The 25127-nt window shown below is 37.8% G+C and carries 31 protein-coding genes and 1 pseudogene; 13 read left to right on the top strand and 19 right to left on the bottom strand.

Going from position 1 to position 25127, the window contains the following annotated elements; all coding sequences use genetic code 11:
* Positions 1-47: 47 nt before the first annotated feature.
* The 12 genes from HMPREF2876_RS10830 to HMPREF2876_RS02565 form a co-directional block, all read right to left on the bottom strand.
* Positions 48-182: a hypothetical protein gene (locus HMPREF2876_RS10830; RefSeq protein WP_024053212.1), complete on the bottom strand. Its 135-nt coding sequence runs from the start codon at positions 180-182 to the stop codon at positions 48-50.
* 62 nt (positions 183-244) lie between these two features.
* Complete coding sequence (cls, locus tag HMPREF2876_RS02615; RefSeq protein ID WP_024053213.1) at positions 245-1777, bottom strand: cardiolipin synthase; 1533 nt, start codon at positions 1775-1777, stop codon at positions 245-247.
* Positions 1778-2171: 394 nt separating this feature from the next.
* Positions 2172-2609 (bottom strand): SP_0198 family lipoprotein, encoded by a 438-nt coding sequence (locus HMPREF2876_RS02610; RefSeq protein WP_024053214.1) that lies wholly within the window; start codon positions 2607-2609, stop codon positions 2172-2174.
* 46 nt (positions 2610-2655) lie between these two features.
* The gene (locus HMPREF2876_RS02605; RefSeq protein WP_024053215.1) at positions 2656-3897 is read right to left on the bottom strand and encodes a bifunctional folylpolyglutamate synthase/dihydrofolate synthase; all 1242 of its coding nucleotides are present in this window, start codon (positions 3895-3897) and stop codon (positions 2656-2658) included.
* A 200-nt stretch (positions 3898-4097) separates the two neighbouring features.
* Positions 4098-4409 (bottom strand): DUF1292 domain-containing protein, encoded by a 312-nt coding sequence (locus HMPREF2876_RS02600; RefSeq protein WP_003027765.1) that lies wholly within the window; start codon positions 4407-4409, stop codon positions 4098-4100.
* Between the two features lie 17 nt (positions 4410-4426).
* On the bottom strand, positions 4427-4846 hold the full coding sequence (gene ruvX, locus HMPREF2876_RS02595) for a Holliday junction resolvase RuvX (protein WP_003031265.1): 420 nt from the start codon (positions 4844-4846) through the stop codon (positions 4427-4429).
* The gene (locus HMPREF2876_RS02590; RefSeq protein WP_009569646.1) at positions 4846-5112 is read right to left on the bottom strand and encodes an IreB family regulatory phosphoprotein; all 267 of its coding nucleotides are present in this window, start codon (positions 5110-5112) and stop codon (positions 4846-4848) included. Before HMPREF2876_RS02590 ends, ruvX begins: the two co-directional genes overlap by 1 nt.
* Before the next feature lie 445 nt (positions 5113-5557).
* The gene (locus HMPREF2876_RS02585) at positions 5558-5950 is read right to left on the bottom strand and encodes an SP0191 family lipoprotein (protein WP_024053218.1); all 393 of its coding nucleotides are present in this window, start codon (positions 5948-5950) and stop codon (positions 5558-5560) included.
* A gap of 103 nt (positions 5951-6053) precedes the next feature.
* On the bottom strand, positions 6054-6623 hold the full coding sequence (locus HMPREF2876_RS02580; protein ID WP_024053219.1) for an SP0191 family lipoprotein: 570 nt from the start codon (positions 6621-6623) through the stop codon (positions 6054-6056).
* Between the two features lie 85 nt (positions 6624-6708).
* On the bottom strand, positions 6709-7107 hold the full coding sequence (spx, locus tag HMPREF2876_RS02575; RefSeq protein WP_003026638.1) for a transcriptional regulator Spx: 399 nt from the start codon (positions 7105-7107) through the stop codon (positions 6709-6711).
* Between the two features lie 86 nt (positions 7108-7193).
* On the bottom strand, positions 7194-8339 hold the full coding sequence (recA, locus tag HMPREF2876_RS02570) for a recombinase RecA (protein WP_003026640.1): 1146 nt from the start codon (positions 8337-8339) through the stop codon (positions 7194-7196).
* Between the two features lie 44 nt (positions 8340-8383).
* The gene (locus tag HMPREF2876_RS02565; protein WP_070242126.1) at positions 8384-9655 is read right to left on the bottom strand and encodes a competence/damage-inducible protein A; all 1272 of its coding nucleotides are present in this window, start codon (positions 9653-9655) and stop codon (positions 8384-8386) included.
* 600 nt (positions 9656-10255) lie between these two features.
* Between HMPREF2876_RS02565 and HMPREF2876_RS02560 the strand changes: the two are divergent.
* Positions 10256-10675: pseudogene (locus tag HMPREF2876_RS02560) on the top strand (EamA family transporter).
* Between the two features lie 102 nt (positions 10676-10777).
* On the opposite strand, the gene HMPREF2876_RS02555 reads toward HMPREF2876_RS02560, so the two are convergent.
* Together HMPREF2876_RS02555 and ruvA are read right to left on the bottom strand one after the other, a co-directional pair.
* On the bottom strand, positions 10778-11356 hold the full coding sequence (locus HMPREF2876_RS02555) for a DNA-3-methyladenine glycosylase I (protein WP_070242127.1): 579 nt from the start codon (positions 11354-11356) through the stop codon (positions 10778-10780).
* A gap of 10 nt (positions 11357-11366) precedes the next feature.
* Positions 11367-11957: a Holliday junction branch migration protein RuvA gene (gene ruvA / locus HMPREF2876_RS02550; RefSeq protein ID WP_003026647.1), complete on the bottom strand. Its 591-nt coding sequence runs from the start codon at positions 11955-11957 to the stop codon at positions 11367-11369.
* Between the two features lie 161 nt (positions 11958-12118).
* Here ruvA and HMPREF2876_RS02545 point away from each other — a divergent pair, with 161 nt between their 5' ends.
* Positions 12119-12562: a helix-turn-helix domain-containing protein gene (locus tag HMPREF2876_RS02545; protein ID WP_024053224.1), complete on the top strand. Its 444-nt coding sequence runs from the start codon at positions 12119-12121 to the stop codon at positions 12560-12562.
* 448 nt (positions 12563-13010) lie between these two features.
* On the opposite strand, the gene mutL is transcribed toward HMPREF2876_RS02545, so the two are convergent.
* The 5 genes from mutL to HMPREF2876_RS10100 form a co-directional block, all read right to left on the bottom strand.
* Positions 13011-14957 (bottom strand): DNA mismatch repair endonuclease MutL, encoded by a 1947-nt coding sequence (gene mutL, locus HMPREF2876_RS02540; RefSeq protein ID WP_024053225.1) that lies wholly within the window; start codon positions 14955-14957, stop codon positions 13011-13013.
* A gap of 94 nt (positions 14958-15051) precedes the next feature.
* On the bottom strand, positions 15052-16197 hold the full coding sequence (locus tag HMPREF2876_RS02535; protein WP_070584132.1) for a tyrosine-type recombinase/integrase: 1146 nt from the start codon (positions 16195-16197) through the stop codon (positions 15052-15054).
* Between the two features lie 88 nt (positions 16198-16285).
* Positions 16286-17800, bottom strand: a complete 1515-nt coding sequence (locus HMPREF2876_RS02530) for an RNA-binding domain-containing protein (RefSeq protein ID WP_070584129.1) — start codon at positions 17798-17800, stop codon at positions 16286-16288.
* A 162-nt stretch (positions 17801-17962) separates the two neighbouring features.
* Positions 17963-18238, bottom strand: coding sequence for a helix-turn-helix transcriptional regulator (locus HMPREF2876_RS02525; RefSeq protein WP_070584127.1), 276 nt, complete (start codon positions 18236-18238; stop codon positions 17963-17965).
* Positions 18239-18538: 300 nt separating this feature from the next.
* On the bottom strand, positions 18539-19054 hold the full coding sequence (locus HMPREF2876_RS10100; RefSeq protein WP_083306990.1) for a helix-turn-helix transcriptional regulator: 516 nt from the start codon (positions 19052-19054) through the stop codon (positions 18539-18541).
* Positions 19055-19247: 193 nt separating this feature from the next.
* Here HMPREF2876_RS10100 and HMPREF2876_RS02515 point away from each other — a divergent pair, with 193 nt between their 5' ends.
* The 11 genes from HMPREF2876_RS02515 to HMPREF2876_RS02470 all read left to right on the top strand — a co-directional run bounded on the left by HMPREF2876_RS02515 (position 19248) and on the right by HMPREF2876_RS02470 (position 24374).
* The gene (locus tag HMPREF2876_RS02515; protein ID WP_003066809.1) at positions 19248-19451 is read left to right on the top strand and encodes a helix-turn-helix transcriptional regulator; all 204 of its coding nucleotides are present in this window, start codon (positions 19248-19250) and stop codon (positions 19449-19451) included.
* A 15-nt stretch (positions 19452-19466) separates the two neighbouring features.
* Positions 19467-20099, top strand: coding sequence for a Rha family transcriptional regulator (locus HMPREF2876_RS02510; protein ID WP_070584125.1), 633 nt, complete (start codon positions 19467-19469; stop codon positions 20097-20099).
* A 212-nt stretch (positions 20100-20311) separates the two neighbouring features.
* On the top strand, positions 20312-20668 hold the full coding sequence (locus HMPREF2876_RS02505; RefSeq protein ID WP_070584123.1) for a hypothetical protein: 357 nt from the start codon (positions 20312-20314) through the stop codon (positions 20666-20668).
* On the top strand, positions 20626-20820 hold the full coding sequence (locus tag HMPREF2876_RS02500) for a hypothetical protein (RefSeq protein ID WP_070584121.1): 195 nt from the start codon (positions 20626-20628) through the stop codon (positions 20818-20820). Before HMPREF2876_RS02505 ends, HMPREF2876_RS02500 begins: the two co-directional genes overlap by 43 nt.
* 11 nt (positions 20821-20831) lie before the next feature.
* A complete protein-coding gene (locus HMPREF2876_RS02495) occupies positions 20832-21068 on the top strand; it encodes a hypothetical protein (protein WP_070584119.1) in 237 nt (78 codons plus the stop codon).
* A complete protein-coding gene (locus HMPREF2876_RS02490; protein ID WP_070584117.1) occupies positions 21065-21415 on the top strand; it encodes an HTH domain-containing protein in 351 nt (116 codons plus the stop codon). Before HMPREF2876_RS02495 ends, HMPREF2876_RS02490 begins: the two co-directional genes overlap by 4 nt.
* 2 nt (positions 21416-21417) lie before the next feature.
* Positions 21418-21690 (top strand): hypothetical protein, encoded by a 273-nt coding sequence (locus HMPREF2876_RS02485; protein WP_070584115.1) that lies wholly within the window; start codon positions 21418-21420, stop codon positions 21688-21690.
* Positions 21687-21851 carry a hypothetical protein gene (locus HMPREF2876_RS02480; RefSeq protein ID WP_041326058.1) on the top strand — a complete coding sequence of 55 codons (165 nt, stop codon included), beginning with the start codon at positions 21687-21689 and terminating at the stop codon, positions 21849-21851. Before HMPREF2876_RS02485 ends, HMPREF2876_RS02480 begins: the two co-directional genes overlap by 4 nt.
* Positions 21838-21984 (top strand): hypothetical protein, encoded by a 147-nt coding sequence (locus HMPREF2876_RS10595; RefSeq protein ID WP_181970976.1) that lies wholly within the window; start codon positions 21838-21840, stop codon positions 21982-21984. The genes HMPREF2876_RS02480 and HMPREF2876_RS10595 overlap by 14 nt, the downstream gene beginning before the upstream one ends.
* Before the next feature lies 1 nt (position 21985).
* Positions 21986-22843 (top strand): primase alpha helix C-terminal domain-containing protein, encoded by an 858-nt coding sequence (locus HMPREF2876_RS02475; protein ID WP_070584113.1) that lies wholly within the window; start codon positions 21986-21988, stop codon positions 22841-22843.
* An 82-nt stretch (positions 22844-22925) separates the two neighbouring features.
* Positions 22926-24374 carry a DNA primase family protein gene (locus tag HMPREF2876_RS02470; RefSeq protein WP_070584138.1) on the top strand — a complete coding sequence of 483 codons (1449 nt, stop codon included), beginning with the start codon at positions 22926-22928 and terminating at the stop codon, positions 24372-24374.
* Positions 24375-25127 lie beyond the last annotated feature (753 nt).

The raw sequence follows: 25127 nt of genomic DNA, 5'->3' as shown, positions 1-25127 counted from the left end.
CTCCTTGATATCAGTCTTATCTAGTATATCAAAATCTTCCCTATCTGTCAGCTTGATTCTGACAGGTTCTGCATCTTTTTCAAAAGTAAAGTGTAGTATTCCAATTCTCGAAAACGATGATAACTTACAGCCACATACTCTTTCAAAAATTCCTTTTCTTCACTTGTTAAATCGATAACCATTCTGCCTCCTTTTACTAGATTATTCGTAAAAAAGAAAAATTCCTCTCATTACAAGAGAAATTTTATAGCATCGGTGCAAATAATTCGACAATTTCTTTAATCAAGCGTTGATACCAGGTGTTTTTAATGGTATCTTCATGTATTTCTTGTGAGGTTTCAAACAATTTCTCAAAATCTCGCTTCAAGTCAAACATAGAAGGCGTCTTATACATCAAAACAGCATTTTCATAGTGATGAACTAAGCTGCGATAATCAAAATTGATTGTTCCGACAACACCAAAATCATCATCAGCCACTACATGCTTACTGTGAATAAAGCCCGGTGTATACTCATAAATCCGAACCCCAACCGCCATTAAATCAGGATAAGCTCCTCGCGTAATAAGCTGAATGATTTTTTTATCCGGAATATAAGGTGTCACAATGCGGACATCTACCCCCCGCATAGCAGCATTTTTGATGTCTTCCGTCAAATCATAATCAATGATTAAATACGGCGTGGCAATATACACATAATCTGTCGCCTGGCTGATTATATTTTGATAGACATTTTTACCCACTTGAGCTTTATACATGGGCTTCGGTCCGCTTCCATACGGAATATAGAGCCCTGACGCATCTACAGCTTTGTTGTCCAAATGATAGCGATCGAAATCACTGATTTTCCCACGGTTGATATACCAGTTCATCAGAAACAGCCGTGTCAAGGCTTTTACAGCGCGCCCGTTCAGACGAATCCCACCGTCTTTCCAGTGACCAAATCGCTCGATGTGATTGATGTATTCATCTGCCAGATTAATACCACCAGTATAGCCAATCTGCCCGTCAACGACGAGGATTTTCCGATGATCTCGATTATTATAAGCCACCGTCATCCGCGGAATCACTTTGTTAAACTTATGAGCGTCAATCCCCATAGCCTGCAATCGGCTGGTATAATCTCCCGGAAGAGTTGCCATACAGCCAATGTCATCATAGAGCATTTTCACTTCCACACCTTGGGCTGCCTTTTCACGCAGAATATCCAAAATACTATTCCACATGATACCTTCTTCCACAATGTAATATTCCAAAAAAATAAATTTTTCTGCTTTGCGTAAATCTTCCAGCATTTTCTGGAACATCTCTTCTCCCAAAGGGAAAAATTGCGATTCCGTGCCATCGTAAACATCCGCATTATGATCCATGCTGAGAAGCGACTTGATAATCCCGTAAGCTGATTTATCTGTTTTTTTCAAGTATAACCGCAACTCATAGCTATTGTCCTCACGAAATTTCATCTGATCCATATTTTTTAGCTGTTTCAGTTCACCTCTAGACAATCGGCGCTCGCCAAACATCAAATAAAGCAAGGGGCCAATGACTGGAACAAACGCTACCAAGAGCCAAGTTACTTTACTTTCCGGTGTCATTGAACGATTGACAATCGCTAAAATCGTTGCCAGACTGAAGAAAATCACAAAGACAATCCATAAAGTAGGCATCCAGCGACCAAGCCAAAAGAAAAACCAAAAAACAAGTGCCAGTTCTAGCGCCATAATAATGATGCTAAAACCATATTTTGACATCAATAGCTGAAATTTCCTAAAATTCATGTTCTCTCCCTGTTTTTATTTAGTACTAGTATAACGGGGAATCCCTAATAAATCAAGCCAGAATTACTCATTCTTCGATATTCAAAGTATTTTTTCATTAGAGCAAAAAAGAGTAAAAGAAAAGTTGTGGTTCGTAACCAGCCACTTTCACTCCTACCCCCTATCTCTACATTTTAACTAGAATACTGATTGTTGTCCACTACCAATTTAGAAAGCGGTTAGAAGCAACAGATAAAGTTCATGAAGCAAGCCCCTTTGTGAATAATTCGCTAAAACAAATGCAGCTTCTCATATCGACTTGTATGAATCAATAAACTTAAAGCCTAACGCGTCCTAGTTTTCGCAAGCTTATATCAAATTTTTATCAAGAAATTTTGCACCAACATTAGACAAGTTATTGCTTCGTTAAAACAACTGTATCATTTTCTCCATTTTCTTGCTCAATATCCTCAATCGTTAACTGTTTGCCATCAATCATATAATGCTCAATGTCATCACCAATCGTCATTCGCTGATTTGTCGGATCAATGCTCACCTGTTTTACTTTCTCTTTACCGTTTGGCTCTTTTTCTGTCCACGTACCACTATTTCCTTTGATAACCAAAGTAATCTCATCTTCTTCGTCCATACCTCTATAAGTACCGTCTAATTTTTCTGACGAATTTTCTGCAATAGTTGGCGAAACACTACTCTCACTTGAGACTGTAGTTGATTGGCTGCTTGAGACAGATTGAGAGAACGGTGAAGTTTGGTTAGACTTGGTACACGATGTCAAAATGATAAGTCCTATCAGAAAAAATGTGACGTAGCTGAATTTCTTTAAATGTGCCATTTCCCCTCCTTTATCTACATTTCTATTATGCCATTCACCATTCTAATCAGTCAATTTCTTTCTCCAAAAGAAAAGCACGAACTTCCGCAATAAAATAAAGAGAACCTGTTACAAAAAGGAGCTGATTGTCATTAGCGCTTTTAATGAATTGTTCGATAAACTCCCGGTAAGAGGAAACGTAGGTTTCGGTTGTAAGATTCTGCTTATCTATTGCACCGTCATCCTCAAAAGTCGTTACGAACAACTGCACATGAGGCAATTCCTGCTGAAGATAAGACAGCATCCCCTGATAATTTTTGCGTTTCAAAGCACCGAATAAGAGAAAGATTTCTTGCCGTTCTTGCTGGAGAATAAACTCCACCAAACGGGATAAAGCTGGTAAATTGTGAGCCCCGTCCAGATAAATTCCTCGCTCAAAATATTCCAGCCTCCCTGCCCAATGTGTCTCTTGCAGAGCTTTTCGTATCCATTTCACTTGTGGTTGCCAATTTTGCTGTTTCATAAATAAAAGAAAACTTTGCAAAGCAACAGTGGCATTTTCTTCTTGATAAGTACCTACTAGGCTCAACTTTAGATGAGGAATATTCACATCTGAGCTGAAAAATTGTCCTTTTGAAAACGAAAAATCTCTGCCATATTCGTACAAAACAACATCTAGCTTTTTCGCACACAGTTCACAAACTCTTCTCGCTTCTTCAGTCAGCGGTCCGATGACAGCCACTTTTTTCTCCTTAAAAATCCCTGCTTTCTGCTCCGCAATTGCTACTATGGAGTTTCCTAATGTTTCTTGATGTTCCAATCCTACAGACGTTACAACCGCAACATCTCCTATCACTACATTTGTTGCATCTAAAAGTCCACCAATTCCCACCTCAATTAAAGCCACATCTACCTGCTCTTCTTCGAAATACAATAAAGCTATAAGGGTTAAAATTTCAAAATAAGAAAGTGGGTCATGTGTTTGTCGAAGCTGTCTTTCCATTTCCTGAACTTGGCGTCCCAGTCGAGTGAAGTCTTCATCGGAAATGGGTTTTTGATTGATACAAATCCGGTCATGAACACTTACCATATGAGGTGACGTAAAGGTTCCCACCTTCTTTTTATGCTCTGCAAATAATTGACTCATAAAAGCAATGCTTGAGCCTTTTCCGTTCGTTCCTGTCACATGAATAATGGGATAATTTTCTTCGGGATGATCCAAAAGACTTATAGCCTGTCTCATTCGCTCTAAACCAGAGCGAAAATTTAAACCAATGCGACTCTCTAGCCACGTTTCAATTTCATTCATATTCTTCTCCCAGCAAAAAGGGAGTGAAACAGAACCAGACTTTGGTTCATGTCACACCCCACAATTCACTTGAATGGCTGGAACTCTTGCTCCACATGGGAATTAACCAACCACTCATTCGTATACCATAAAAATAACTATTCACACAGCCTTTCAATCTCTTCATTGTTTGTAATACGAAAAGCTAGTGTACGCAATTTTTATTCTTCCATAAAGCTATTGAAAACTTCTTCAATCATATCCCATTCAGCATCTGAATCTTCTGGAATTGGTTGGAGGTCACCCTCTGTTCCGTCTTCATTTTCAGTAAACGAGTAGGCTTGAATTTCTACCTCGCCATTTTCATCTTCTTCTGCGCTAGCTGGAATCAAGAGAACATAGTTTTTACCAAATTCTTCTTTTCCGTCAATGGTCAAGAGAATTTCAAACAAAGTTTCATTCCCTTGCTCGTCTACTAGCGTAATCAATTCACGCTCTTCGTGTTCATGGTCATGGTTATGATCGTGTGCCATGTTTTCTCCTTTATTTATTAAAAATTTCGATCTAAATAATTCTGCAATATGAGCTGCGCTGCGAGCTTATCAATCACTTTTTTTCGCTTCTTTCTACTCACATCCGCTTGCTCGATCAGCATTCTCTCCGCAGCTACCGTTGTTAGACGCTCATCTTGGTATTCAACTGGCAAATGAAATAATTGCTCAATCTTAGCACCATAAGCTTGACTTGCTTCTACACGTGGTCCGCTTGTGTTGTTCATATTTTTAGGTAGTCCTACAACAAACTTCTCAACCTTATATTCTTTTGCAAGCTCACTTAAACGATCAAAACCAAATTCCCCTTTTTCTTCATCAATAGGAATAATTTCAAGTCCTTGAGCTGTAAAACCAAGTGGATCACTAACCGCGACACCGACTGTTTTTGAACCAACATCTAACCCCATAATTCTCATTAGAGATCAATGCCTTGCCCTTTCAAATAATAACGAACTAATTCTTCTACAATCTCATCACGTTCATATTTACGAATTTGATTTCGTGCATTATTATAGCGAGGTACATACGCAGGATCACCACTAAGTACGTATCCTACGATTTGGTTGATTGGGTTATAGCCCTTTTCATTCAGCGACACATAGACATCTTTCAATGTTTCACTAATCTCTTTTTTGTTTGAATCATCAAGATTAAAACGTACTGTCTCATCTGTAAATCCCACAATTACACCTTCTTTCACTAGAATACCCATATTATAGCACATTTCAAGACTTTTCACAAATGAAAGGTGTTGAAAAAGGGAGTGGGACAAAAATCGGTAATTTCGAAGAAATTTGATTTTGTCGTCCCACCCCCGCACAGTTGAGTAGGGCTGTAACGGTTGATTTATCAACCGCATAGAACTCACTCAACCACTGCAACTTGCAAGAAACTCATAAAAATCTGCCGAGGTTAAGGATTTTTGTCCCAGCCTCTTTTTGTTTCATTATACACCTATAAAATCATGGATTTGCAACTTCTTTAGCTCCAGCTGCTTTGACAGATTCAATATATTGTTTGGTTGTTAAATTTTTAATAGTTGAAAACATAGAGCCATATGTATCCAGTTTTGATGCTTCATCAAGGTTGATTTTGCTCATATCAATATTGATTGTAACTTTAATAATTTAGTCTTTTGTAATGTCTGTTTTAACATCAACACCGCCTAAAGACTTAAATTTATCCAATCCTGCAGCCTTTTCAAAAGCAGAAATCAAGTGCGGCTTAGTGCTTTCTAAATCTTGACCCGCTAATACACTCTTCATACTTTCAGGAAGTATTTGTTCAAGATTTATCACAAACTTCTTAAAGGGTTTTCCCTCATAAGAAATAGTTTGCGTAAGTGTTTGTTCAATCCCTTGGACAGTCTGTTTTTGTTGAAAAGACTTGGTCACAACAGAATCCTTTTTCACAATACTCAAACCAGTCTTACTATCCCCTGACTGATTCTGACCGGATTTTTGACCACAAGCTGTGAGCAGCAACAAACTTGCTCCTAACAAAACAACCGATTTTCTCATAAAAATATCCTCCTTGTATTTTAGAACTTTATAAGAATAGTATACCAGCTTTTGTAAACGTTGTTAAAACGACCTGTCTAAAAAGGCAACCAATGATTGACAGTTATTGATTGACTTCCGTTGCACCACTGGCAATCTGATCTTCAACATATTCTTTTGGTTTCATTTTTAAAAATTCTTTTAATTTCATATTCTTTAAATACTCAGTATTTGCGGCTTTATTAACATCCAAAACTTGAAAATCAAACGTATGAGTTCGCTTCAATTCTTGCTCATTTATAATTTCCAAAGAGGTTGAAAAGCCTTGCAAATTTTTTGCTTGTGTAACTTTTTCATCTTCAGCCAAAGATTTTTCCAATAATTTTTGCGCCTCAGCAACTCCAACTTCCGCAATTACTTTTTTCAATTCTTCTTTCATCGGCATGATTTGCTCAATCGTTAAACTTAAAAATTGATCGCCTTTGTAAGTAATTGTTTGTGTTTGTTGAACCCCTTCAGCTGTTTTAGGGAATGATAAGTTTTTTGTCACAACTGTTTCTTTTTCAGCGTTTGCAATAACTGGCAACGTACTATCAATTGATTGCTTGCTTGTTTTTGATTTTGTTTCTTTCTTTTGACCACAACCTGCTAAGACTGTGAGAATAATGGTTAATAGAATCAGGCTTCTTTTCATGGATTAACTCCTCCTCATTCTTTATTTTATCATATTTTTAATATCAATAAACATCGAAATAAAAAAAGAGTGGAAATTCCACTCTTTACAAGGCTGCGCGTAAACGCGCTTCTGTATTTTCAACATTACGAACCGAGCGAGGTAAGAATGCACGAATATCATCTTCTTTGTATCCTACTTGAAGACGTTTATCATCTACTAGAATAGGACTTTTCAAAATACGTGGCGTTTCCATAATCAAATCAATCACTTCACTCACACTCAATTCTTCGATATCTACGCCTAAACCTTTTGCATAACGATTTTTTGAAGACACAATACTTGCAACTCCATTTTCAGTTTTTGTTAGAATATCTAACAACTCTTCTTTTGTAATCCCTTCTTTACCAAGATTTTGTTCTTTATAAGTTAACTGGTGAGCATTGAGCCATGTTTTTGCTTTTTTACAACTAGTGCAACTTGAGACAGTATAAATTGTAATCATGTAAGTACTCCTTTCGCCACACGGTACTATTATCATACTATATTATACCACAAAATCCCTCCGTCTTGCGACCTATTTTTAAAAAATTATTCCTCAATCTCAATCGCGTCATCCAAATCTAGTGTGACTTCCTCTACTTTGTTTGTTGATTTGGTTGCTTCTGCATTTTTTTCATCTTCAGCATCATCCTCAATCAAACCATAATGCACTCGAACTTTATGATCAATTTCATCAAAAATTTCTGGATGATCCGCCAAGTATTTCTTAGCATTTTCAGACCCTTGACCAATCTTTTCATCATTATAAGAATACCAAGCACCCGCTTTTTTGATAATATCAAGGTCTGTCGCAATTTTAATCAACTCGCCTGTTTTAGAAATTCCTTCACCATACATGATTTCTACGAAAGCTTCCTTGAATGGCGGAGCAACCTTATTCTTCACAACCTTAATCTTAGTTTCCTTACCAACATTGGTATCTTTTTCATCACCAGTTCCCTTGATTTGGGTATTTCCGCGAACATCCAAACGAACAGACGCATAGAATTTCAAGGCACGACCACCAGGTGTTGTTTCTGGATTTCCAAACATAATACCAACTTTTTCACGCAATTGGTTGATGAAAATCGCAATTGTCTTCGTTTTGTTAATAGAAGCAGACAATTTACGCATAGCTTGACTCATCATCCGCGCTTGCAAGCCAACGTGGCTATCTCCAATGTCTCCGTCAATTTCAGCACGCGGTACGAGGGCAGCCACGGAGTCAATAACTACCAAATCTACCGCACCAGAGTCAATCAATTTACCAGCAATTTCAAGGCCTTGCTCGCCTGAGTCAGGTTGAGAAAGTAAGAGTTCATCAATATTAACCCCAAGAGCTTGCGCATAAGCTGGATCAAGAGCGTGTTCTGCATCAATAAAAGCTGCAATACCGCCTTCTTTTTGAGCCTGCGCCACCGCATGAAGAGCTACGGTCGTCTTACCAGAAGACTCTGGTCCATAGATTTCAATAATCCGCCCCTTTGGATACCCTCCTGCACCAAGAGCGATATCTAATGCCAAACTACCTGAACTCATAACTTGAACTTTTTGTTCAGCACGCTCACCTAGGCGCATAATTGCTCCCTTACCAAAATCTTTTTCAATATTTTTAAGTGCAGTGTCTAGCGCTTTTTGACGTTCCTCGCCAAATTTTTTTGAAATTTCTTCTAATTTTTTTTGTTTTTTCGCCATTTATTTCTCCTGTATAATGATAAATTATTTTTTTGCCTATCTAATTATTGTAGCATATTTTCGTTTTTTAATAAAGTTTTTCGTAGCAGATTGAAAGCATGCAGAACGGCTATTTTACGTACATCTGTCCGACTGCGACCGGCAATATTAACCTTAATAGACTGAACATCCCCTGTGGTTGCTAAACCGATATAAACTGTCCCTGCTGGATGTCCTTCTAAGCTGTCTGGACCTGCCACACCTGTCAAGCTCACCGCATAGTCACTAGCGGTCAATTTTCTTGCCTGCTCAGCCATTTTCTCCGCTGTAAAAGCTGAAACTACCCCATGCTTTTCTAAGTCTGCCAAGGGAATGCCCAGCATTCGGCTCTTTTCCTCCATACTGTAGGTAACAAAGCCACCACTAAAAACATTGGAGGCTCCAGCAAAGTTTGACAAAGTTGCTTGAAAGAGTCCTGCAGTCAAACTTTCAGCTGCTGTGACGGTCTTTCCTGCTCTTCTCAACAGTTCAAAAGCTGTTTGTCCCAGAGAATTATCATCTCCATAAGTATAGAAAAGATCTGCTAAATGTTGTTTCTCAAAAGTCTGTACAGATAAAATTTTCTTTTCTAAATGGGCAAACTTAATATCTGCTTCATTTTGACTAGCAGCCTTGGTGGACAATCGCAATGTCACCTCTCCCGTCTTAGCATAAGGAGCAATGGTCGGATCGGTCTGATTATCAATTAAATCTCCTAAAAGGGTTACTAATTGACTTTCACCGATACCAAAGAATCGCAAGACTCTTGAATACAATTTTTGACCAGTTGCTAACAGCGGAACCAGCTCATTATTTACCATAGGCTTTAATTCACTAGGCGGTCCGGGGAGAACAACATAAGTCACGCCACCGACTTCAATCACGCCTCCCACCGCAAGTCCGGTTTCGTTTTGGAGAGGAGTCGATCCTTCCACTATCTGAGCTTGCCGATCATTGTTTGGTGTTCGAGCATAATCCGGTCGACTTGCGAAAAAGCAGTCCAATTTCTCCGTAGCCATTCGGTCAAATACCAACCTACGATTTAAGAATTTTGCCAAAGTTTGCTTAGTCAAGTCATCTTCTGTTGGGCCTAATCCTCCAGTTAAGATGACCAAATTACTACGATTTCGAGCAATTTCTAAAATGGATAACAGACGAGCTTCATTATCTCCAACCGCTGTTTGGAAATACACATCTACACCCAGACTCGCTAATTTTTCCGATAAAAATCGGGCATTTGTATTGACAATCTGACCTGTCAGAATTTCAGTACCCACAGCAATAATTTCTGCTTTCATAGAACCTCCTACCTTACTATTCGCAATTGATTTTATTTTATCACAAAAAATCTTAAAAACTTCATTTTAAGAAAAGAATCTGTAAGCAAATTGATAAGACTAAGAATTTTTCAAAAAGAAAAAGTCTGGAATTGCCAGCCTTCTAATTTATAACTATAATTGTGTCACATCAATAATATGATTACCTCGATTATGGGAGTGAGGTAGAACTCATCTTGAAAATTTTTAGTTCGTAATCTCACCTCCGCAAGCTTGCTCAACAGTCTGGGAGACTGTTGAGACGGTGGATAAAGAAAATAAAGTTTTCGTCAAAAGTGTTTTTGCGAGCTTGAAAAGCTAATACCCTGAGACTTGCTTCGCATCACCACAAAGCCGTGCTTTGAGCAATCAGCTACTACATCATTGATTTATCGCTTTATATACTTTGAAGTTGGAGACTTTCGCCCCAGCCTCTTCAAAAATGAGGATTAGCTTAGCAAAACTAGGGTTTATATAAAAAAACAGAGAATTTTGTACTGCCTGAGTGCCCTTAGTTTGCTGTGTTAGATAGAATCAAATGTGATAAAATAAAGAAAACAAAACATTTAAGGAGATTTAATGATGTGGGCAGTTTTTGCATTCCTTTCTGCTTTATTTGCAGCACTAACATCTATCTTATATCTTAGCCAAAATCGGGATTTCTGGCGTCAATTCTAATCTAGCGACAGCTATTCGGACAGTGGTCGTTGTTTTAATGGCTTGGGGTATGGTCTTTTTGACCAAAGGGCAACTCGGTCTTGCTAACATCAGCAAGAAAAGTTGGATTTACTTGATTTTATATGGATTGGCGACGGGCGCTTCCTGGCTCTGTTATTACCGAGCATTGCAGGAGGGAGAAGCATCCAAGGTCTTCCTATTGATAAACTTAGTGTTGCCCTCACACTCATTCTTGCTTTTATCTTTCTACACAAGGATTTTACTATGAAATCCTTGATTGGCAGCATTTTGATTACGATTGGAACTTTGGTCATGGTTTTGTAGTGATATCATATCATCATAAATACAGCAACATTATGAAAAATATAAAACAGTATCGGCCAATAAATATTGCACTGACTGCTCACATAAAAGATAGCAAAGCTCTTAAAATCGTTTGATTATTTTTCTTGCTGAATTAAAATCGCAAGTCTCCTCATGGTCATTGACAAGACCTGCCGCCTGCAGGAAAGAATAGACACAGACTGGTCCTACAAATTCAAAGCCTCGTCTCTTCATATCTTTAGCCAGTTTTTCAGACAACGGAGTCTTTGAGGGCATCTGCTTGTAATCCTTGACAGGATTGTCAATCGGTGTAAAGTCTACAAAAGACCAGAGATAATGATCAAAACTGCCAAATTCTGCCTGTATTTTCAGAAAAGCTTGGGCGTTGGCACGTGTTGCATAGATTTTCCGACGATTTCGGACGACGGCAGGATTTTGTAAAATGCCTTCTAACTCCGCATCTGTCATGACTGCCACCTGATGAACATCATAGCCATGAAAAGCTTGTCGGAAGGCTGCTCGTTTATTAAGAATAGTCTCCCAAGACAGTCCTGCCTGATAGGTCTCTAGGCAGAGCAACTCAAATAAAGCCCGCTCATCATGCAAAGGAATCCCCCACTCTTGGTCATGATAAGCGACATATAAAGGGTTATTCTCTTTTGCCCAGCTACATCGTTTCATCTTTTCTCCTTTATTTTACCAGCATTTTGAGGGCAGATTTGATATAGTTTTCCGCGGTATCATTGGTTCCTTCAAAGAATTTCTTAATTTTCTTGAGTTCAGCCGCCTTGTATCCCAGAGCTAGCATGGCTTCCATGGCTTCTTCCAATTCTTTATTGTCACTAGTAGCTGCAACAGCAACTTGCTTAGGAGCAACACCTGTTGCCACAACCTTGCCTTCTAAGTCCAACACCATCTGCTGGGCTGTTTTTTTGCCGATTTTAGGAAATTTTGTCAGATAAGTGATGTTTTTCTGCTCAATAGCCTGCACCAAACCGGCATTATCATCGGCAGCGATTATCGCAAGAGCAGAAACAGGTCCAATACCAGAAACCGAAATCAAATTGAGAAAAAGCTGCTTTTCATCCTCTGTGCGAAAACCGTAGAGGAGCTGGGCATCCTCTCTAACCACCTGATGAACAAAAACTTGAATCTCCTGATTGACCTGACCTGAATAGGCATAGGGATTTGCCACATGCAGGATATAGCCAATTTGCCCCACCTCCACTACAATATATTTGGCTGTGATTTTACTTAAAATTCCTTTAAAATATTCGTACATGACTTCTCCTTTTCAACCCTTTTAGTATATCATATTCTGAGCGCAGAAACTGCAAATAAAAGTGCAACCTCCGGTTGACAAAAAGGAAAGCTGGCTATATGTTCAAGTTCTCTCAATCATGGTACAATACAAGTAGAGAAATATGAAAAGAGATTCAGCAAATGCAAATCAATAAACGAATTTTTGAACTGCGAAAGGAAAGAGGCTGGTCTCAGGATCAACTGGCGGAAAAGGTCAATGTCTCCCGGCAGAGCATCTCCAAGTGGGAATCTGCTCAGACCTTGCCGGAAATCGAGAAGGTCATCGAACTGAGCAAAATCTTTCAGGTGACGACGGATTATCTGCTACTGGATCAGGCAGATGAGAAAGAAGCCAGACCCAAGTGGACTACTTCGGAAAGCGAGGGCTATCAACAGGAGGTCAGAAGCTTTGGTCTGGTCAACGTCCTCTATATCCTCTTTCTGGCCATCACCCTCTTCTTTTTCGCAGGAGGACTCTATCTTCCCTGGAATCCATCCCTCATCTTTTTCCTCTTCTTTCTATCTGCCGGCGCAGCCTTAGCCTGCAAGAGGTATCTGACCATCAAGAAAACTTACTTGGACTAGATAACAAACTTTAAAGTAGAAAGTGCTGAACATCAAGAACCCCATTCCTATAGCCAAACATCTTAAATCACTGCTGAAACTCAATTACAGATAAAATCTTAACAACAGAAGCTGAGACAAAAGTGCTCAGCTTCTGTTGTTTATATAGCCAGAATTATAAGACGCAGTGGTTTGGAGAAGCTTTAGTGACTTTAGTCAATGTAGAGTTTCCCATGCACAATTGATTAGGCACTTTAGTGCCAATCAATCACTGCTGAGTGGACTCTAATACGTTGATAACTCAACTTTTCCAGTCCTTTTGACCCAAGTTTCACTTGACTTTATTTCCAGCCTCGAAGGGTTCCCCAAACCTTTCGAGCTGTGCGGAGGTGGGATGATGAAATCAAGTTTCTACGAAACTACTGATTTCATCGTCCCACTCTCTGTTTTAGAGCTTTTATAAATAGTTTTAATACTTGCCCAATTCTCTCAGGCTAGTATGATTTTCCTGAATCCGACGGAACATTTTTTCCATATCAGATTTGGTGAAGTTGACCAAAACGGGACGACCGTGAGGGCAGTTGTAGGGATTGTCGCATTGTGATAACTGAAAAATCAAATCACGCGCTGAATAGTCATCTAAACTGTGATTGGCTTTAATAGAGCGTTTGCAACTCATCATAATAGCCAGCTCAGCGCGATATTTCTTGATAGAGACTTCCTTGGTTAGAAGCAGCATATCGCACATCTCATAAATACCTGATTCGATTTCCTCTTCCTTAAACCAAATGGGATGTTCACGAAGAATAAATTGATTAGTTCCGTATTCTTCAAGGAAAACACCGACTTCTTCTAAAAGAGTCATTCGTTGTTTCAGACGCAACATATCATCAGCTGGAAATTCAAAGATATAGGGAACCAGAAGCTGCTGCTGACTAGCATCTACATCTCCGATTTTTTCACGATAATATTCGTACTTTACTCGCTCTTGAGCTGCATGTTGGTCAATAATATAAAGACCACCGTTTCCTTGAGCAAAAAGGTAGGTGCCGTGCATTTGCCCGAAATATTCCAATTCTGGAAACGTTGAAGTTTCTTCTCTATTTAGCTTATCTAAAGCTCTCTCTAAGCTCGCCTGATCCAGCTCTGGATGATCTAGTTGATTGTAAGAAGGAGATTGCCTTTCTGCAAATTTGACAGAAGCAGCTTTTGAATTGAGTTCATCTGTATCAGCAGATTGTTGGTCTAATCGGGCAGATTCCTCAAAAGAAGGTTGAGCTTCTGACACTTGTGGTTTCACAAAGAAGTCATTTCTTTCTTTATCGTAATAAAGTCGGTTCTCTTTGAGAGGGAGGCTGGTCTGCTCAGGCTTAATTGCTCGGTTAATGGTTGATTTGGCTAAATTCTCTAATGCGTCCGGAATCAAATCTTGCTCTTTCAAACTTGCAGCAATAGCTTGCGATATCAAGGTCATGAGCTCTCGCTCCTTTGAAATCCGCACTTCTTGCTTGGTCGGGTGAACATTGACATCAGCAAGATATGGGTCAATCCGAATATCAATCACAGCAATCGGGAATCGCCCAACCATGAGCTTACTACCGTAACCATCAAGAATAGCTCGATTGAGCAGGAAATTCTTGATGTAACGACCATTGATGAAAATGGTGATGTAGTTACGATTGGCACGCGTCAACTCTGGTAGACTAATATAGCCTGATACTTCAAAATCCAGATTAGAAGCTGAAATTTCAATCATTTTTTTGGCTGTTGTCAGTCCATAAATGCCAGCAATTGCTTGACGCAGATTTCCTGTTCCTGCTGTCCGTGTCATCTCTTTACCGTCATTAACAAGAGTGAAAGCGACCTCCGGATGAGCCAAGCTCAAACGGTTAATCACATCTACAATGTGAGATAGTTCCGCTTGTTGACTTTTCATATATTTCAAGCGAGCAGGCGTGTTGAAAAAAAGGTCTTCCACTTTGATTTTGGTGCCCCTAGGACAGCTACTTGGCTCTAAAGTCTCAACTTCTCCACCTTGCGCAATCAGAAGCGTTCCATGTGCACCACTACTTGTCGCAGTTTCAATCGTCAAACGTGAAACAGAGGCAATGGATGGAAGTGCCTCTCCCCGAAAGCCCAATGTCCGAATTCGAAAAAGGTCGGCTTGTTTCTTGATTTTACTAGTAGCATGCCGCCGCAAAGCCAAGGAAACCTCCTCATGCTCAATTCCTTCACCATTATCAATGACTTGAATGCTCCTGAGTCCCGCTTCTTCAATCTCAACTATAATCCGAGTAGCACCAGCATCAATGGAATTCTCTATCAACTCCTTGACCACGCTGCTAGGTCGCTCGATGACCTCACCTGCTGCAATCTGATTAGCAAGATTTTCTGGTAGTTCAATAATTTTTGACATAGTTTTTGGTTTTACCCTTTCTAAACGTTGATTTAATAAGGTTCTGATGATGTTTACAACTATCAAAAACACAATTTGTTCACCTTTTTGTGGACTAAAGGGAGCTAATAGCTTTCTCAAAGTAAACTACTGCTTCTTTTTCTTTGTCTCTTGATAGGTGGCTGTAGATGTCTAAGGTCATTGTAATATTAGAATGACCTAATCGATATTGTAATTCTTTGTATGAGATACCAGCATTCAGCAATAAACTAGCGTGAGTATGGCGGAAAGCGTGAAAGGTAAAGCGAGGGATACCTACTTCTTTACAACGGGTATCTAAAGCACTTTGCCTGATTGCCAAATCAAAATATTCTCTTGTAGGGGTGGCAAAGACAACAGACGGAGCACGCGCCCCAGTCTCGAAAAATAGCTGGCGTTGTCTGTTCCTGTACTGTTTGAGCATGAGAATAGTTTTATTATCTATGCTAATGGTTCGATTGGCTGACTTTGTCTTGGCTGTACTAACCGCCTTTAAGCCTTTGTTATACGTTTTATTTACTGTGATTGTACTCTTATCAAGGTCTATGTCAGTCCATTCTAAGGCGCAGGCTTCACCGATCCGTAATCCTGTAGACAAGAGCAAATGATAGAGGACATACTCATAATACAAACCATAACGCTTGTACTGCTTCTTTTCTAGATTATCAAGAAAAGCCTTCAAATCATCTGGAGCAATAAACTTTACCTTGTTATCAGCCTTCTTTTGTCTTCTAGGAAGTATAATATCTCTAGCTGGGTTATTAGTGACAAGCTGCAGCAATATTCCTTGCTGAAAAATCCTCCTGATGATTGACCGTATTGTCACAAAGTTTTCAAAATATCTTGATAACTGATTGATAAAAACTTGTATATCACTAGCCGTTATCTTGTCAAGTTGTCTGTTCCCAAAAACTGGGTAAATATGGGTTCTTAGATTGCTCAATGTCGCCTCATAGGTTTGAGGCTTAACGGTCAGCTTATAGCTTTCTAGCCATATATCAGCAAGCTCTTGAAAATTCTTGACCGTGACTGCCTTTTGAATGGTTGAACCATTCAGTTTAAAATCTATCTGGGTTTGCTGGGCTTTAACTTTGACTTCTTTTTTCGTTCGCCCTGTTACAGTCGTTTTAACTTTCTTTCCTGTAATGCTATCTACTCCCAAATAAACATTTGAGCGGTACACTTTTGTACCGTTTTTTTTAATAACTTCTTTGATATTCATGATAAACCTTTCTACAGCAGGCAAGCCATTATTAAAAAGGTTTTAGATTGAGTTGGTTTATATCATGCGTAGAGCTACGAGAATAGCCCTATTTTCGTTTCATTTCTTCCAGTAGAGAATACATAGCATCAATGTGGTTATATTTTTGAAATTCAGGATCTTGGTTTTGTGCAATAAAGTATACGTATTGTCTACCAGATTTGAATTTATCGATAGCTTGTTTTTCCACTAATTTTTTTAAATATTTTAAAATTGTATTTTTATGGATTTTTAGTTTTTCTTCCAAAGTCTCTCTTGTTATGAAACGGTTTTCGATTATTAACTCTAATATTTTTTTCTCATATTCGTTATCAATATCTAGGTTATCTATAAGGGAAGTATCCCATAATGTAAGTTCAACTGAGTCTAATTCAGTTCGTAATTTGGGATACTTTAAATGGCTCTCTTTAACTGCTTCCATTATTTTAGGTATACCAGTTCCCGCTTTTTCACATAAATTTAAAAACCTAAAAATTTCTTGTATTAAGTAGTTTCTTGGATCAGAATGTGCTCCACTAAAAAAGTCCTTTAAGTCAATTCTAAGTGTTCCGCCATTTGTGAATATATATCTATCAGAATATCTAATTACCATTATCCCTTTTTCGCTTTTATAATCACTATGAATAAGGCTGTTAACGAATGCCTCACGAATTGCAATTCGTAACTTTGAAATCCCAATTCTATTCATAGAATTTTCTTGAATGTTAGAGTTGTCATTTAAAGTTAGATACAATTTTTCGATAACTAGGTGAAAGAAATTAAAAAGATTATCTTCTCCCCACGTACCATCATAAATTACTCGGTCTTTAAATCGATTATTTTCGGTAAATTCTTTTAAAACATATTCTACGTTATAGTGAGGAATAAACTCTTTTATGGCATTATGTGTTCCAAAAATTAATAATCCAGCCACAGTTGGTTTTATTTTATTATCTGTACGATCTCTTCGTAGAGCGTTTATTTTTAAGAGAAATTGCTCGGTGTCTAATTTGGAAAAAGGGTGCTCAGCATTAATATTATCGAACTTTTCTCTATAACGGTTTATTGTTTCTCTATCTAAATCTAAAATAGAGAAATCCTGAACAAGTGTACTATCAAAACTTTCTTTTGCAGAATCTCTTAGCATCGCATTGATTTGTTCTTGTGAACACCTAAAATCACCAGTCCCCTGACGAAAATAGGTAGATGCTATATTGTTATTAAGATATATAGGTTTATCCTTGTAGTCAACCTTGTTAACAGGGATAATGATAATCTCTTTTCCTTTTATATTTGTGACTTCAACACTTTCTTCATTAATCACATTTCTATTAATTTTATTAGGGTTATTAAGTAAACTATATAATTCGTCCAGTACTTTATCGGAATCATTAACGCCGGAAATATAAAAATCTTTACTCTTTGTATTTTCTGAGACCCCTAGAATTAACAGACCATTATTTGTATTAGCGAAGGAACAAATTGTTTTCATACCGTCTTTAGGGAAAGAATTTTTAGCTTCTTTAAATTCGATACTTTGGTTCTCCCCTGATAATAACAATTTTTGTATATCGTATTTTCTCATTTTTTCTCCAATCTATTCGCACACGCATTCGCACACGCGCAGACTAATAAGTTTGTTTCCTGTTAGAAAAAGGCGTTATTAAAGGATTTATCGATAACAATCTATTCGCACACGCATTCGCACACGCGCGGGAAAGTTTAAAAATCATCTTAGTTAATTTGTTTATAACTTGTGCCAGTTATTATTATACCATTCCCTTACTGCATCTCTCGGAAAAGCTAATCTCCTTCCATATCCTCTATCAATCTTAGGAAAATCTTTCCGATAAATAAATTCAGGTAAGCGACTTGTAGAACAACCGAGCAAAGTTGCCAATTGTTTTTGGTTAAGTTCCAGGGGCAATGTCTGATCAATATCAATGACTTTTGTTTTTTCAATGATTACAGCCTGGACCATATCACCGAATTTATCAGCCATTTGTTGCATTAATTCATCCATATTTTCACACTTTCTTTATTATGTATTTCTTAATAGCAATGTATCATAGTAATCTTAGACACCTTTAAAAAAATGACATTGCTGACGCCTTAAAAAAAGAAAATCAGCCATTTTATCCACCCTAAAAAGTGACAAGATTTTAGGTTTATATGAATTGTTGGGAAATGTTGGGATAACTGTAGTCCTAAATTAGGAAAGCAGGTTAGAAATACTAGAAAATACGAGAAAATCCTAGTATAGAAATAGCGAAATATTGAGCGCTACTGTAAGCCAAAATGTAGCAAAATGTTGGCGCGTGGGTCAATACATTCCTTTATCAATTATATAACTATATTTTTGCCTTAAGTCAGCGGGTAAAGTATCATTTACAATCATTTCCGAGAGTTTTACCCGCCAAGGGTCAGAGCTATCTAAATCTAAATTCTTTATCAGTATCAAAATGCTATCTATGGTCTGATTATCTAAAAAGAACTGATTTTCAGACAGGAAGTTAACAAAATCGTCTTTTTGCTTTTGTGTTTTTTTTCTTATCGAGTCTAGCTTTTCATTGTTTCGTTGTTCTGAATGAGTTAACACCACCCCTTCCTCTGGTTCAATTGCTATTTCATCACTGTATAGCTTGGGATTATTAGTATACCCCAACAGATACCCAACGCTTACCTTGAAGTAGTCAGCTAATTGCTGGGCTTTGTCTGGTTTTATTTGGCGCTCTCCTTGTTCCCAATAGATATAAGTTCTTTTTGTGATACCTATTTCATCAGCTAGACCTTGTTGGGTCAAGCTTTTTTCTTTTCTGAGTTCTTTCAATCTATTCATAATTTAACGACCTTTCACGATTGATTATAAATCATTTTTTGAAAAAAGTGAACGAAAAATACAATTTTTTTCAAAAAACTATTGACATTGAATAAAATGTACACTATAATCAAAAGCAGCAACATAAGTTGCACAAAAAATTCACCAAAACCTTTCACTTTTTCAATCTATTCATCTAGAAAGGAGAAACACCATGAGCAAATTAAAAGGCTATCGTGTCATGCTTGGGCTAACACAGCAAGCAATGGCAGACAAGCTGAATATCTCTTTGCAGTCTTACAATAACAAAGAGACGAAGAAAACGCCCTTCAATGACAAAGAGCGCCTAGCGATTAAGTCAATGGTTGCTGAAATTAAACCAGATATCACCATTGATGAACTATTTTATCAAGACTAGAAAGGCAGGTCACAAATGAATCTAGTTTATTTAGACGGCAAGAAAGAGCCGTACACAACGAATGAAATTATCGCAGAATGTGCTGAAATTGAACGTATTTCAGTTAGAAAATTGATTGAAAACCATAAAGAAGATTTAGAGGTGTTTGGAATATTGTCATTTGAAATGACAAAAATAAATGACGGTCGTGGTCGCCCTAGAAAAATTTATCATCTTAACGAACAACAAGCGACACTACTTATCACTTACTTGGATAACACCAAACCCGTAAGAGAGTTTAAAAAGAATTTAGTTAGTGCTTTCTTTGAGATGAGGGACGAGTTAACCAAGATTAGGATAGAGCGAGCTTCCGAAAGGCCTAAACGCTTGGCACTTAACGAAGTTATTAACCGTTGGGAGAACGCCCCTAAAATGGCTTATTCTACTGTTTATAATCTTTTGCTAAAAGGTGTTACGGGCTATAACAAAACACAATTAACCACTAAGCGAGGTGGGGAAACTGGTATTGATTGCTTGAATAGTATTGAGTTAGCGCAGTATCAAGCATTAGAGGACATGACAATAGCTCTAATCAATCTGAATTTTAGCTATCAAGAGATAAAAACAATGGTCTTTAGACAAAAAGAAAAGCTCTCACAAGGAGCGTGAAAGCAAAGAAAAAAGGCTTACCGAAACCAATCAGAAAAGCCTTAAGTCGGAAATAAAACACGATTAATAAAGCAGGCAAGCCATTATTAAAAAGGTTTTATGTGTCTATTATAGCAGATTTTAAACATTTTGACCATACGGAGGGCGCTAACCCTTAAAAAGGGCATAAATACAAGAAAACAGCATTAAAAGGCGATTAAGGAAAAATAATTATGAAATTTAAATGCGTAGAAAACAAAGCAAATCTATTTAGTTTAGAGCATTACACAGACGAACAGAAAGCGGTCTTTAAAAAACGAGATGAAACCAAAAAAAGAGCAGAGGAATTTTTTAAAGCAATGTACGACCAATCAACGGCTTGGGTGATTGTTGCTAATGTAATGGTTACGTACCACAACATCTATACAGGTTGGGCAGAAACCTTTGAGCAGGCTTGGAACACTCTAGGTTATGAGATTACAACTGATATTGTTTACAGAGTAGTTAACGGTTTACCAGCAAGAAGCAAGAAAGAAGAGGTTAAGGCATGCTATACCAAGAAATTAATTTACCAATATGGGGGCAGTTAGTCATCATGGTTTTACTTATCCTAATTGGCATTGAAATAGCTAAAATCAAGCCTGTAGAAGCTCCAAAAGAAGTTAAGGAAGAAATACCTGACAACCATGTTAAAGAGCGTTACGGGGCTTATATTCAATCACAGGGACGATATTATAATTAAGGAGACAGACCATGACAGATAAAAAAGAGTTTGACCTTGCAAATGAAAGAGCTAAGAACTTTGGTATTTGGCTAGAAGAAGCCTATCAGACTATGTTAGATTTTTCTCTAGAAAATAAATTTGACTGTTACAGTATTGAGGAACGAAACCAACTAGAACGAGTTTTAGAAACTTTAATGGATTTTTGCGATATGTGGGAAAGAGGGCAGATTATCCTAGCCAGCAAAGAAAGAGAGACGATTGAATGAAACTTCCAACTTTACCAGTAAATTATAAGCGCGTGTTAAGACAAATCAAAGTGGGGGCAGATAATCCAATCACAGGAGCAGAAATAGCCCTAACTTTAAAATTAGAGGAAAGAACGGTACAGAAGATTATCAGCCAACTAATCACAAGATATGGTATTCCTATTGTTGGTGTTAGACATGGTTTTAATCGTGGCTATTTTATTCCAGAAGATAAAGCTGAATTATTGGACGGTGCTAAGTCTTTCTACAATCAATTACAAGACGAACAGAAACGCTTAAACGTTCTAATGAATGCTGAACCAGAAGAATATAAGCAACTTGTCAATAAACTGTTAGAGGGAGTGTAAGTATGTTTAGTTTGAGCAGAGAGAGTGAAGAAAGCCTAAAAATGGAAGTGCTGAAGCTGGTATCTGGTTTTCTAAAGTCCTATACCAAGCCAAAGTCCAAAACATTAGGACTAATCACACAAGATGAACTACTAACAGACTTATCTGTTAGCTTTAACACGTTGCAACGGTGGGAGCAGGCAGGTTTAAAACGATACATGCCACCAATCGAAGGCACGCGCACCGTATTCTACAAAATTGATGACGTTTTATTATTTTTAGGAGTAGAAAAATGATTGATGATATTATACCAGAATTAAATGACCTACAGACGTTAGCAACTGTAGCTTTGGTTGATGATAATTTGAACACTAGTCAAGCAGTTTTACGATTAGTTGAACAAAAAATACCACGGATTGTTGAAATTTTAGAGGAGTTGGATAATGGGAAGATATAATATACACCCCGCACAAAAGAGCGGACATTATCACAATGAAAAGCTTTATAAAGACCGTCGCCCTACATTGGAACAGCAAGAAGAACAAAAAAGGCTTAAAAAGTTGAAGAAAAAACGCAGAAAGGGACGATAAAATGGCAGTATACGAAAGTAAAGGTTTTAGCTCAATTCTAAGACCATACAAGGGAAAACTAGAACCATTTGAATATATCGCAAACTTTAGTCCTTTAGTTGTCCCAGAGGGAGCAGATATTGCAGAATACAAACGCACACAAGCCCCCTACTGCTTAAGCGGAAAAGTAACACCAGAGAAGAATGGAACTTATAAGCGCAATAATACAAGCCTTGTCTATCGTGATTTAATTTTTCTGGATTATGACGAGATTAACACAGGCATAGACCTACCTAAAATCGTTTCTGACGCACTTTTTGGCTATTCTTATATCATTTATCCCACAATCAAACACACGGCAGAAAAACCCCGTTATCGGCTTGTAGTGAAGCCCAGTGGCATCATGAACGAAGAATCCTATAAGCAGGTAGTGAAAGAAATTGCTGATAAGATTGGGCTACCCTTTGATATGGCCAGCCTTACTTGGTCACAGCTCCAAGGGCTACCAATAACAACAGGAGACCGAGCAGAGTATCAAAAAATCGTAGAGCATGGTCTAGATTATCCAGTACCAAAGGTTGAACCAAGAGCGAAGCAAGAAACTACTGAGCGTTACAAGCCTAGAGCAAGTGGACAGAGGTCAATGACCATGAGAATTATTGACACGCTTTTCAACGGATTTGGAGACGAGGGAGGGCGTAACGTGGCACTCACGCGCTTTGTCGGGCTACTCTTTAATAAGTGGGTTGATTGTGATATAGAAACAGCTTACGAGTTGACAAAGATAGCTAACAGTGTGACAGATAACCCATTACCGATTGAGGAGTTAGACCGCACTTTTACCAGTATAGCAAGAGCAGAATTTAGAAAGAGAGGATAGAGCCATAGAAAAAGAAGATTTGAAAAGCCTTGAAAGTGAAATCTTAGAGGCGCGTGAAGAAAGAATAGAGCCACCCAAGGCCATGGCAGAGCTATATAATTTATTGTATCAGCTAGGGAGCGCGTGGCGAAAAGAAAACGCCTATATTGTCAACGAGGGACAAAAAAACGAACGTACGGTCACACCACAGCCTAATGTGTCTACAGTGGCTAAAGTACTGAAAAAGCATTGTTATTTTACTTTTATCGGAGAGGGTGCAATTAGTGACGTTAGTAAGTTGTATATCTATCATTTAGACCTAGGTTACTATGTGTCAAGTGATGATATTTTTAGAAAATTGTTGTTAAAATATGACAACCGCCTGACTTCCCATAGATTTTTCAATGAATTAATAGCTTATATCCGTACAGAAACCAAAATACAGCCACCATTAAGCGACTATCGCTATATTCCAGTCGCTAATGGCGTATATAATATCAAAACAAAGCAATTAGAAAAGTTTAGCCCTAAATTCATTATTACAAGTAAGATTAAAACTTCTTGCAATCCATTTGCCAAGAAGCCAACTTTAGGCGGTTGGTTTGATTTTGATAAATGGCTTGATACGTTGACTTGTAATGATAAAGAGCTTGTAACGCTCTTATGGCAGGTCATGAATGAGGCTATCAATCCGAACCGAACACGTAAAAAAATGGTGTTGCTTGTTGGTGACGGTAATAATGGTAAGGGAACTTTCCAAGCCTTGCTAGAAAACTTAATAGGCAGGGAGAACATAAGCAATCTAAAACCCGACCAATTCGGAAAAGAATTTTATTTAGGAGCGCTTGAGGGTAAAGTGTGTAATATTGGCGATGACATATCAAATAAATACCTTGATGAAGTATCCGACCTTATGAGTATTGTTAGCGGTGACCCTGTACAGGTCAATAAGAAAGGCAAGCAACCAATAGAAGCACGTTTTAAGCTTTTGTGTATCTTTTCAGGGAACGACTTACCAAGCGCTAGAAACAAGACCGCAGGCTGGTATAGGCGCTTGTGTATCATTCCTTTCAATGCTGATTTTAACGGTGAGACAGAACGCCCTGAAATCAAAGACGAATTTATCAAAGATAAAGCGCTGTTGGAGTGGATACTGTTTGAAATTTTAAATATGGCTGATTTTGACAAATTCATAGAACCTAAAGCAGTACAGGAAACGTTAACGGAATACAAGAACAACAACGATTATATTAAGGTCTGGGTTGAAAACTACTATATTCCAAACGGTTGGCATGAAGTCAATCATGTACCAATGTTTATAGCACGGAACAAACTCAAAGAATTCGCCGAGGACATGGGCATAGATAAACCAAAGCTAGGACAATTCAGCAAGGCAGTTATCATAGAACTAGAAAGGAATACAGGCAATGAATACAAAGCAAAAAATGGCACAGTAGCCCAAGAATTTTATGATATTCTAGACCCTTACGGCTTTCATAGAGATAGATTTATCAAAGGGGTGTGGGGAATACATTTAGAAAATAGTGATTAGGTTAGGCTTTTAAAAAGCAGAAACCCTATAGTACCAACAGTTTTCAAAGTTTAGGTTAGTAAAGATTTTCACTCCTAACCCCTTTACTAACCCAGTTAAACCCTTGATATTATTGACTTTATTAGTATTAGGTTAGTTAGGTTAGGTAAAATATATTAAGCAAGTAATAGTAATATATACCTCCCCTATATGTGTAGAGAAGTAAAAAGTGAAACTAACCCATAATCTGACCCCTCAAACCCTTATGTACCAAGGGATTTATCAGGTTAGCTAAAAATCTAACCCAAAACTACCCCAAGGCATTTTACCCTAAGAAAGACCTCCCATTTTTCGCAAGCCTTAATTATTCTAATGGTAGAGCAACCCCTGAAAAACAGAAAAAGCCCAAAAATGAACGTGGGTATTATAATCATTGGCCAGAATATAAAAAAAGAAATCGCTAGAATTTTATACACTTAACACACTAGACCCTAACGGCTTTTACGGTAACAAATTTATTGGGGTTTGGGGTATCAAGCTAGAAAAATAAAATATTAGTTTATTAGTTTTGTAATGTGGTGATTTTTTTAAAACCTAATACCAATAAAACCAGTTACTATAAGGGCTTAGCCATGTAATATTAGTTTATTAGTTTTTAAAACATAATATATATATAGTAAAAAAGAAAGTAGCTATTATATATAGACGCAGAAGTAAAAACAAAAACTAATAACTAACAAACAGCTCTAATCCCTTGCTATGACTGGGATTTGA

Origin of the sequence: Streptococcus sp. HMSC073A12, from assembly GCF_001812815.1 — a bacterium.
GTDB lineage: Bacteria > Bacillota > Bacilli > Lactobacillales > Streptococcaceae > Streptococcus > Streptococcus vaginalis.
The sequence above is the reverse complement of the archived record's forward strand: the minus strand, read 5'-3'. Positions and strand labels throughout refer to the sequence as shown.

Excerpts from the sequence above, each read along its gene's own strand:
- HMPREF2876_RS02505 (WP_070584123.1), top strand. The coding sequence starts at position 20,312 with ATGAAATTTAAATGCGTAGAAAACAAAGCAAATCTATTTAGTTTAGAG.
- recA (WP_003026640.1), bottom strand. The coding sequence starts at position 8,339 with ATGGCGAAAAAACAAAAAAAATTAGAAGAAATTTCAAAAAAATTTGGC.
- HMPREF2876_RS02610 (WP_024053214.1), bottom strand. The coding sequence starts at position 2,609 with ATGGCACATTTAAAGAAATTCAGCTACGTCACATTTTTTCTGATAGGA.
- HMPREF2876_RS02555 (WP_070242127.1), bottom strand. The coding sequence starts at position 11,356 with ATGAAACGATGTAGCTGGGCAAAAGAGAATAACCCTTTATATGTCGCT.
- ruvX (WP_003031265.1), bottom strand. The coding sequence starts at position 4,846 with ATGAGAATTATGGGGTTAGATGTTGGTTCAAAAACAGTCGGTGTCGCG.
- HMPREF2876_RS02500 (WP_070584121.1), top strand. The coding sequence starts at position 20,626 with ATGCTATACCAAGAAATTAATTTACCAATATGGGGGCAGTTAGTCATC.
- HMPREF2876_RS02530 (WP_070584129.1), bottom strand. The coding sequence starts at position 17,800 with ATGAGAAAATACGATATACAAAAATTGTTATTATCAGGGGAGAACCAA.
- HMPREF2876_RS02535 (WP_070584132.1), bottom strand. The coding sequence starts at position 16,197 with ATGAATATCAAAGAAGTTATTAAAAAAAACGGTACAAAAGTGTACCGC.
- HMPREF2876_RS02475 (WP_070584113.1), top strand. The coding sequence starts at position 21,986 with ATGGCAGTATACGAAAGTAAAGGTTTTAGCTCAATTCTAAGACCATAC.
- HMPREF2876_RS02515 (WP_003066809.1), top strand. The coding sequence starts at position 19,248 with ATGAGCAAATTAAAAGGCTATCGTGTCATGCTTGGGCTAACACAGCAA.
- HMPREF2876_RS10830 (WP_024053212.1), bottom strand. The coding sequence starts at position 182 with ATGGTTATCGATTTAACAAGTGAAGAAAAGGAATTTTTGAAAGAGTAT.
- HMPREF2876_RS02495 (WP_070584119.1), top strand. The coding sequence starts at position 20,832 with ATGACAGATAAAAAAGAGTTTGACCTTGCAAATGAAAGAGCTAAGAAC.
- HMPREF2876_RS02510 (WP_070584125.1), top strand. The coding sequence starts at position 19,467 with ATGAATCTAGTTTATTTAGACGGCAAGAAAGAGCCGTACACAACGAAT.
- spx (WP_003026638.1), bottom strand. The coding sequence starts at position 7,107 with ATGATTACAATTTATACTGTCTCAAGTTGCACTAGTTGTAAAAAAGCA.
- HMPREF2876_RS02480 (WP_041326058.1), top strand. The coding sequence starts at position 21,687 with ATGATTGATGATATTATACCAGAATTAAATGACCTACAGACGTTAGCA.
- HMPREF2876_RS02600 (WP_003027765.1), bottom strand. The coding sequence starts at position 4,409 with ATGGCACACGATCATAACCATGACCATGAACACGAAGAGCGTGAATTG.
- HMPREF2876_RS02580 (WP_024053219.1), bottom strand. The coding sequence starts at position 6,623 with ATGAAAAGAAGCCTGATTCTATTAACCATTATTCTCACAGTCTTAGCA.
- HMPREF2876_RS10100 (WP_083306990.1), bottom strand. The coding sequence starts at position 19,054 with ATGAATAGATTGAAAGAACTCAGAAAAGAAAAAAGCTTGACCCAACAA.
- HMPREF2876_RS02470 (WP_070584138.1), top strand. The coding sequence starts at position 22,926 with ATGGCAGAGCTATATAATTTATTGTATCAGCTAGGGAGCGCGTGGCGA.
- HMPREF2876_RS02545 (WP_024053224.1), top strand. The coding sequence starts at position 12,119 with ATGCAAATCAATAAACGAATTTTTGAACTGCGAAAGGAAAGAGGCTGG.
- mutL (WP_024053225.1), bottom strand. The coding sequence starts at position 14,957 with ATGTCAAAAATTATTGAACTACCAGAAAATCTTGCTAATCAGATTGCA.
- cls (WP_024053213.1), bottom strand. The coding sequence starts at position 1,777 with ATGAATTTTAGGAAATTTCAGCTATTGATGTCAAAATATGGTTTTAGC.
- HMPREF2876_RS02525 (WP_070584127.1), bottom strand. The coding sequence starts at position 18,238 with ATGGATGAATTAATGCAACAAATGGCTGATAAATTCGGTGATATGGTC.
- HMPREF2876_RS02585 (WP_024053218.1), bottom strand. The coding sequence starts at position 5,950 with ATGAGAAAATCGGTTGTTTTGTTAGGAGCAAGTTTGTTGCTGCTCACA.
- HMPREF2876_RS02490 (WP_070584117.1), top strand. The coding sequence starts at position 21,065 with ATGAAACTTCCAACTTTACCAGTAAATTATAAGCGCGTGTTAAGACAA.
- ruvA (WP_003026647.1), bottom strand. The coding sequence starts at position 11,957 with ATGTACGAATATTTTAAAGGAATTTTAAGTAAAATCACAGCCAAATAT.
- HMPREF2876_RS02565 (WP_070242126.1), bottom strand. The coding sequence starts at position 9,655 with ATGAAAGCAGAAATTATTGCTGTGGGTACTGAAATTCTGACAGGTCAG.
- HMPREF2876_RS02605 (WP_024053215.1), bottom strand. The coding sequence starts at position 3,897 with ATGAATGAAATTGAAACGTGGCTAGAGAGTCGCATTGGTTTAAATTTT.
- HMPREF2876_RS10595 (WP_181970976.1), top strand. The coding sequence starts at position 21,838 with ATGGGAAGATATAATATACACCCCGCACAAAAGAGCGGACATTATCAC.
- HMPREF2876_RS02485 (WP_070584115.1), top strand. The coding sequence starts at position 21,418 with ATGTTTAGTTTGAGCAGAGAGAGTGAAGAAAGCCTAAAAATGGAAGTG.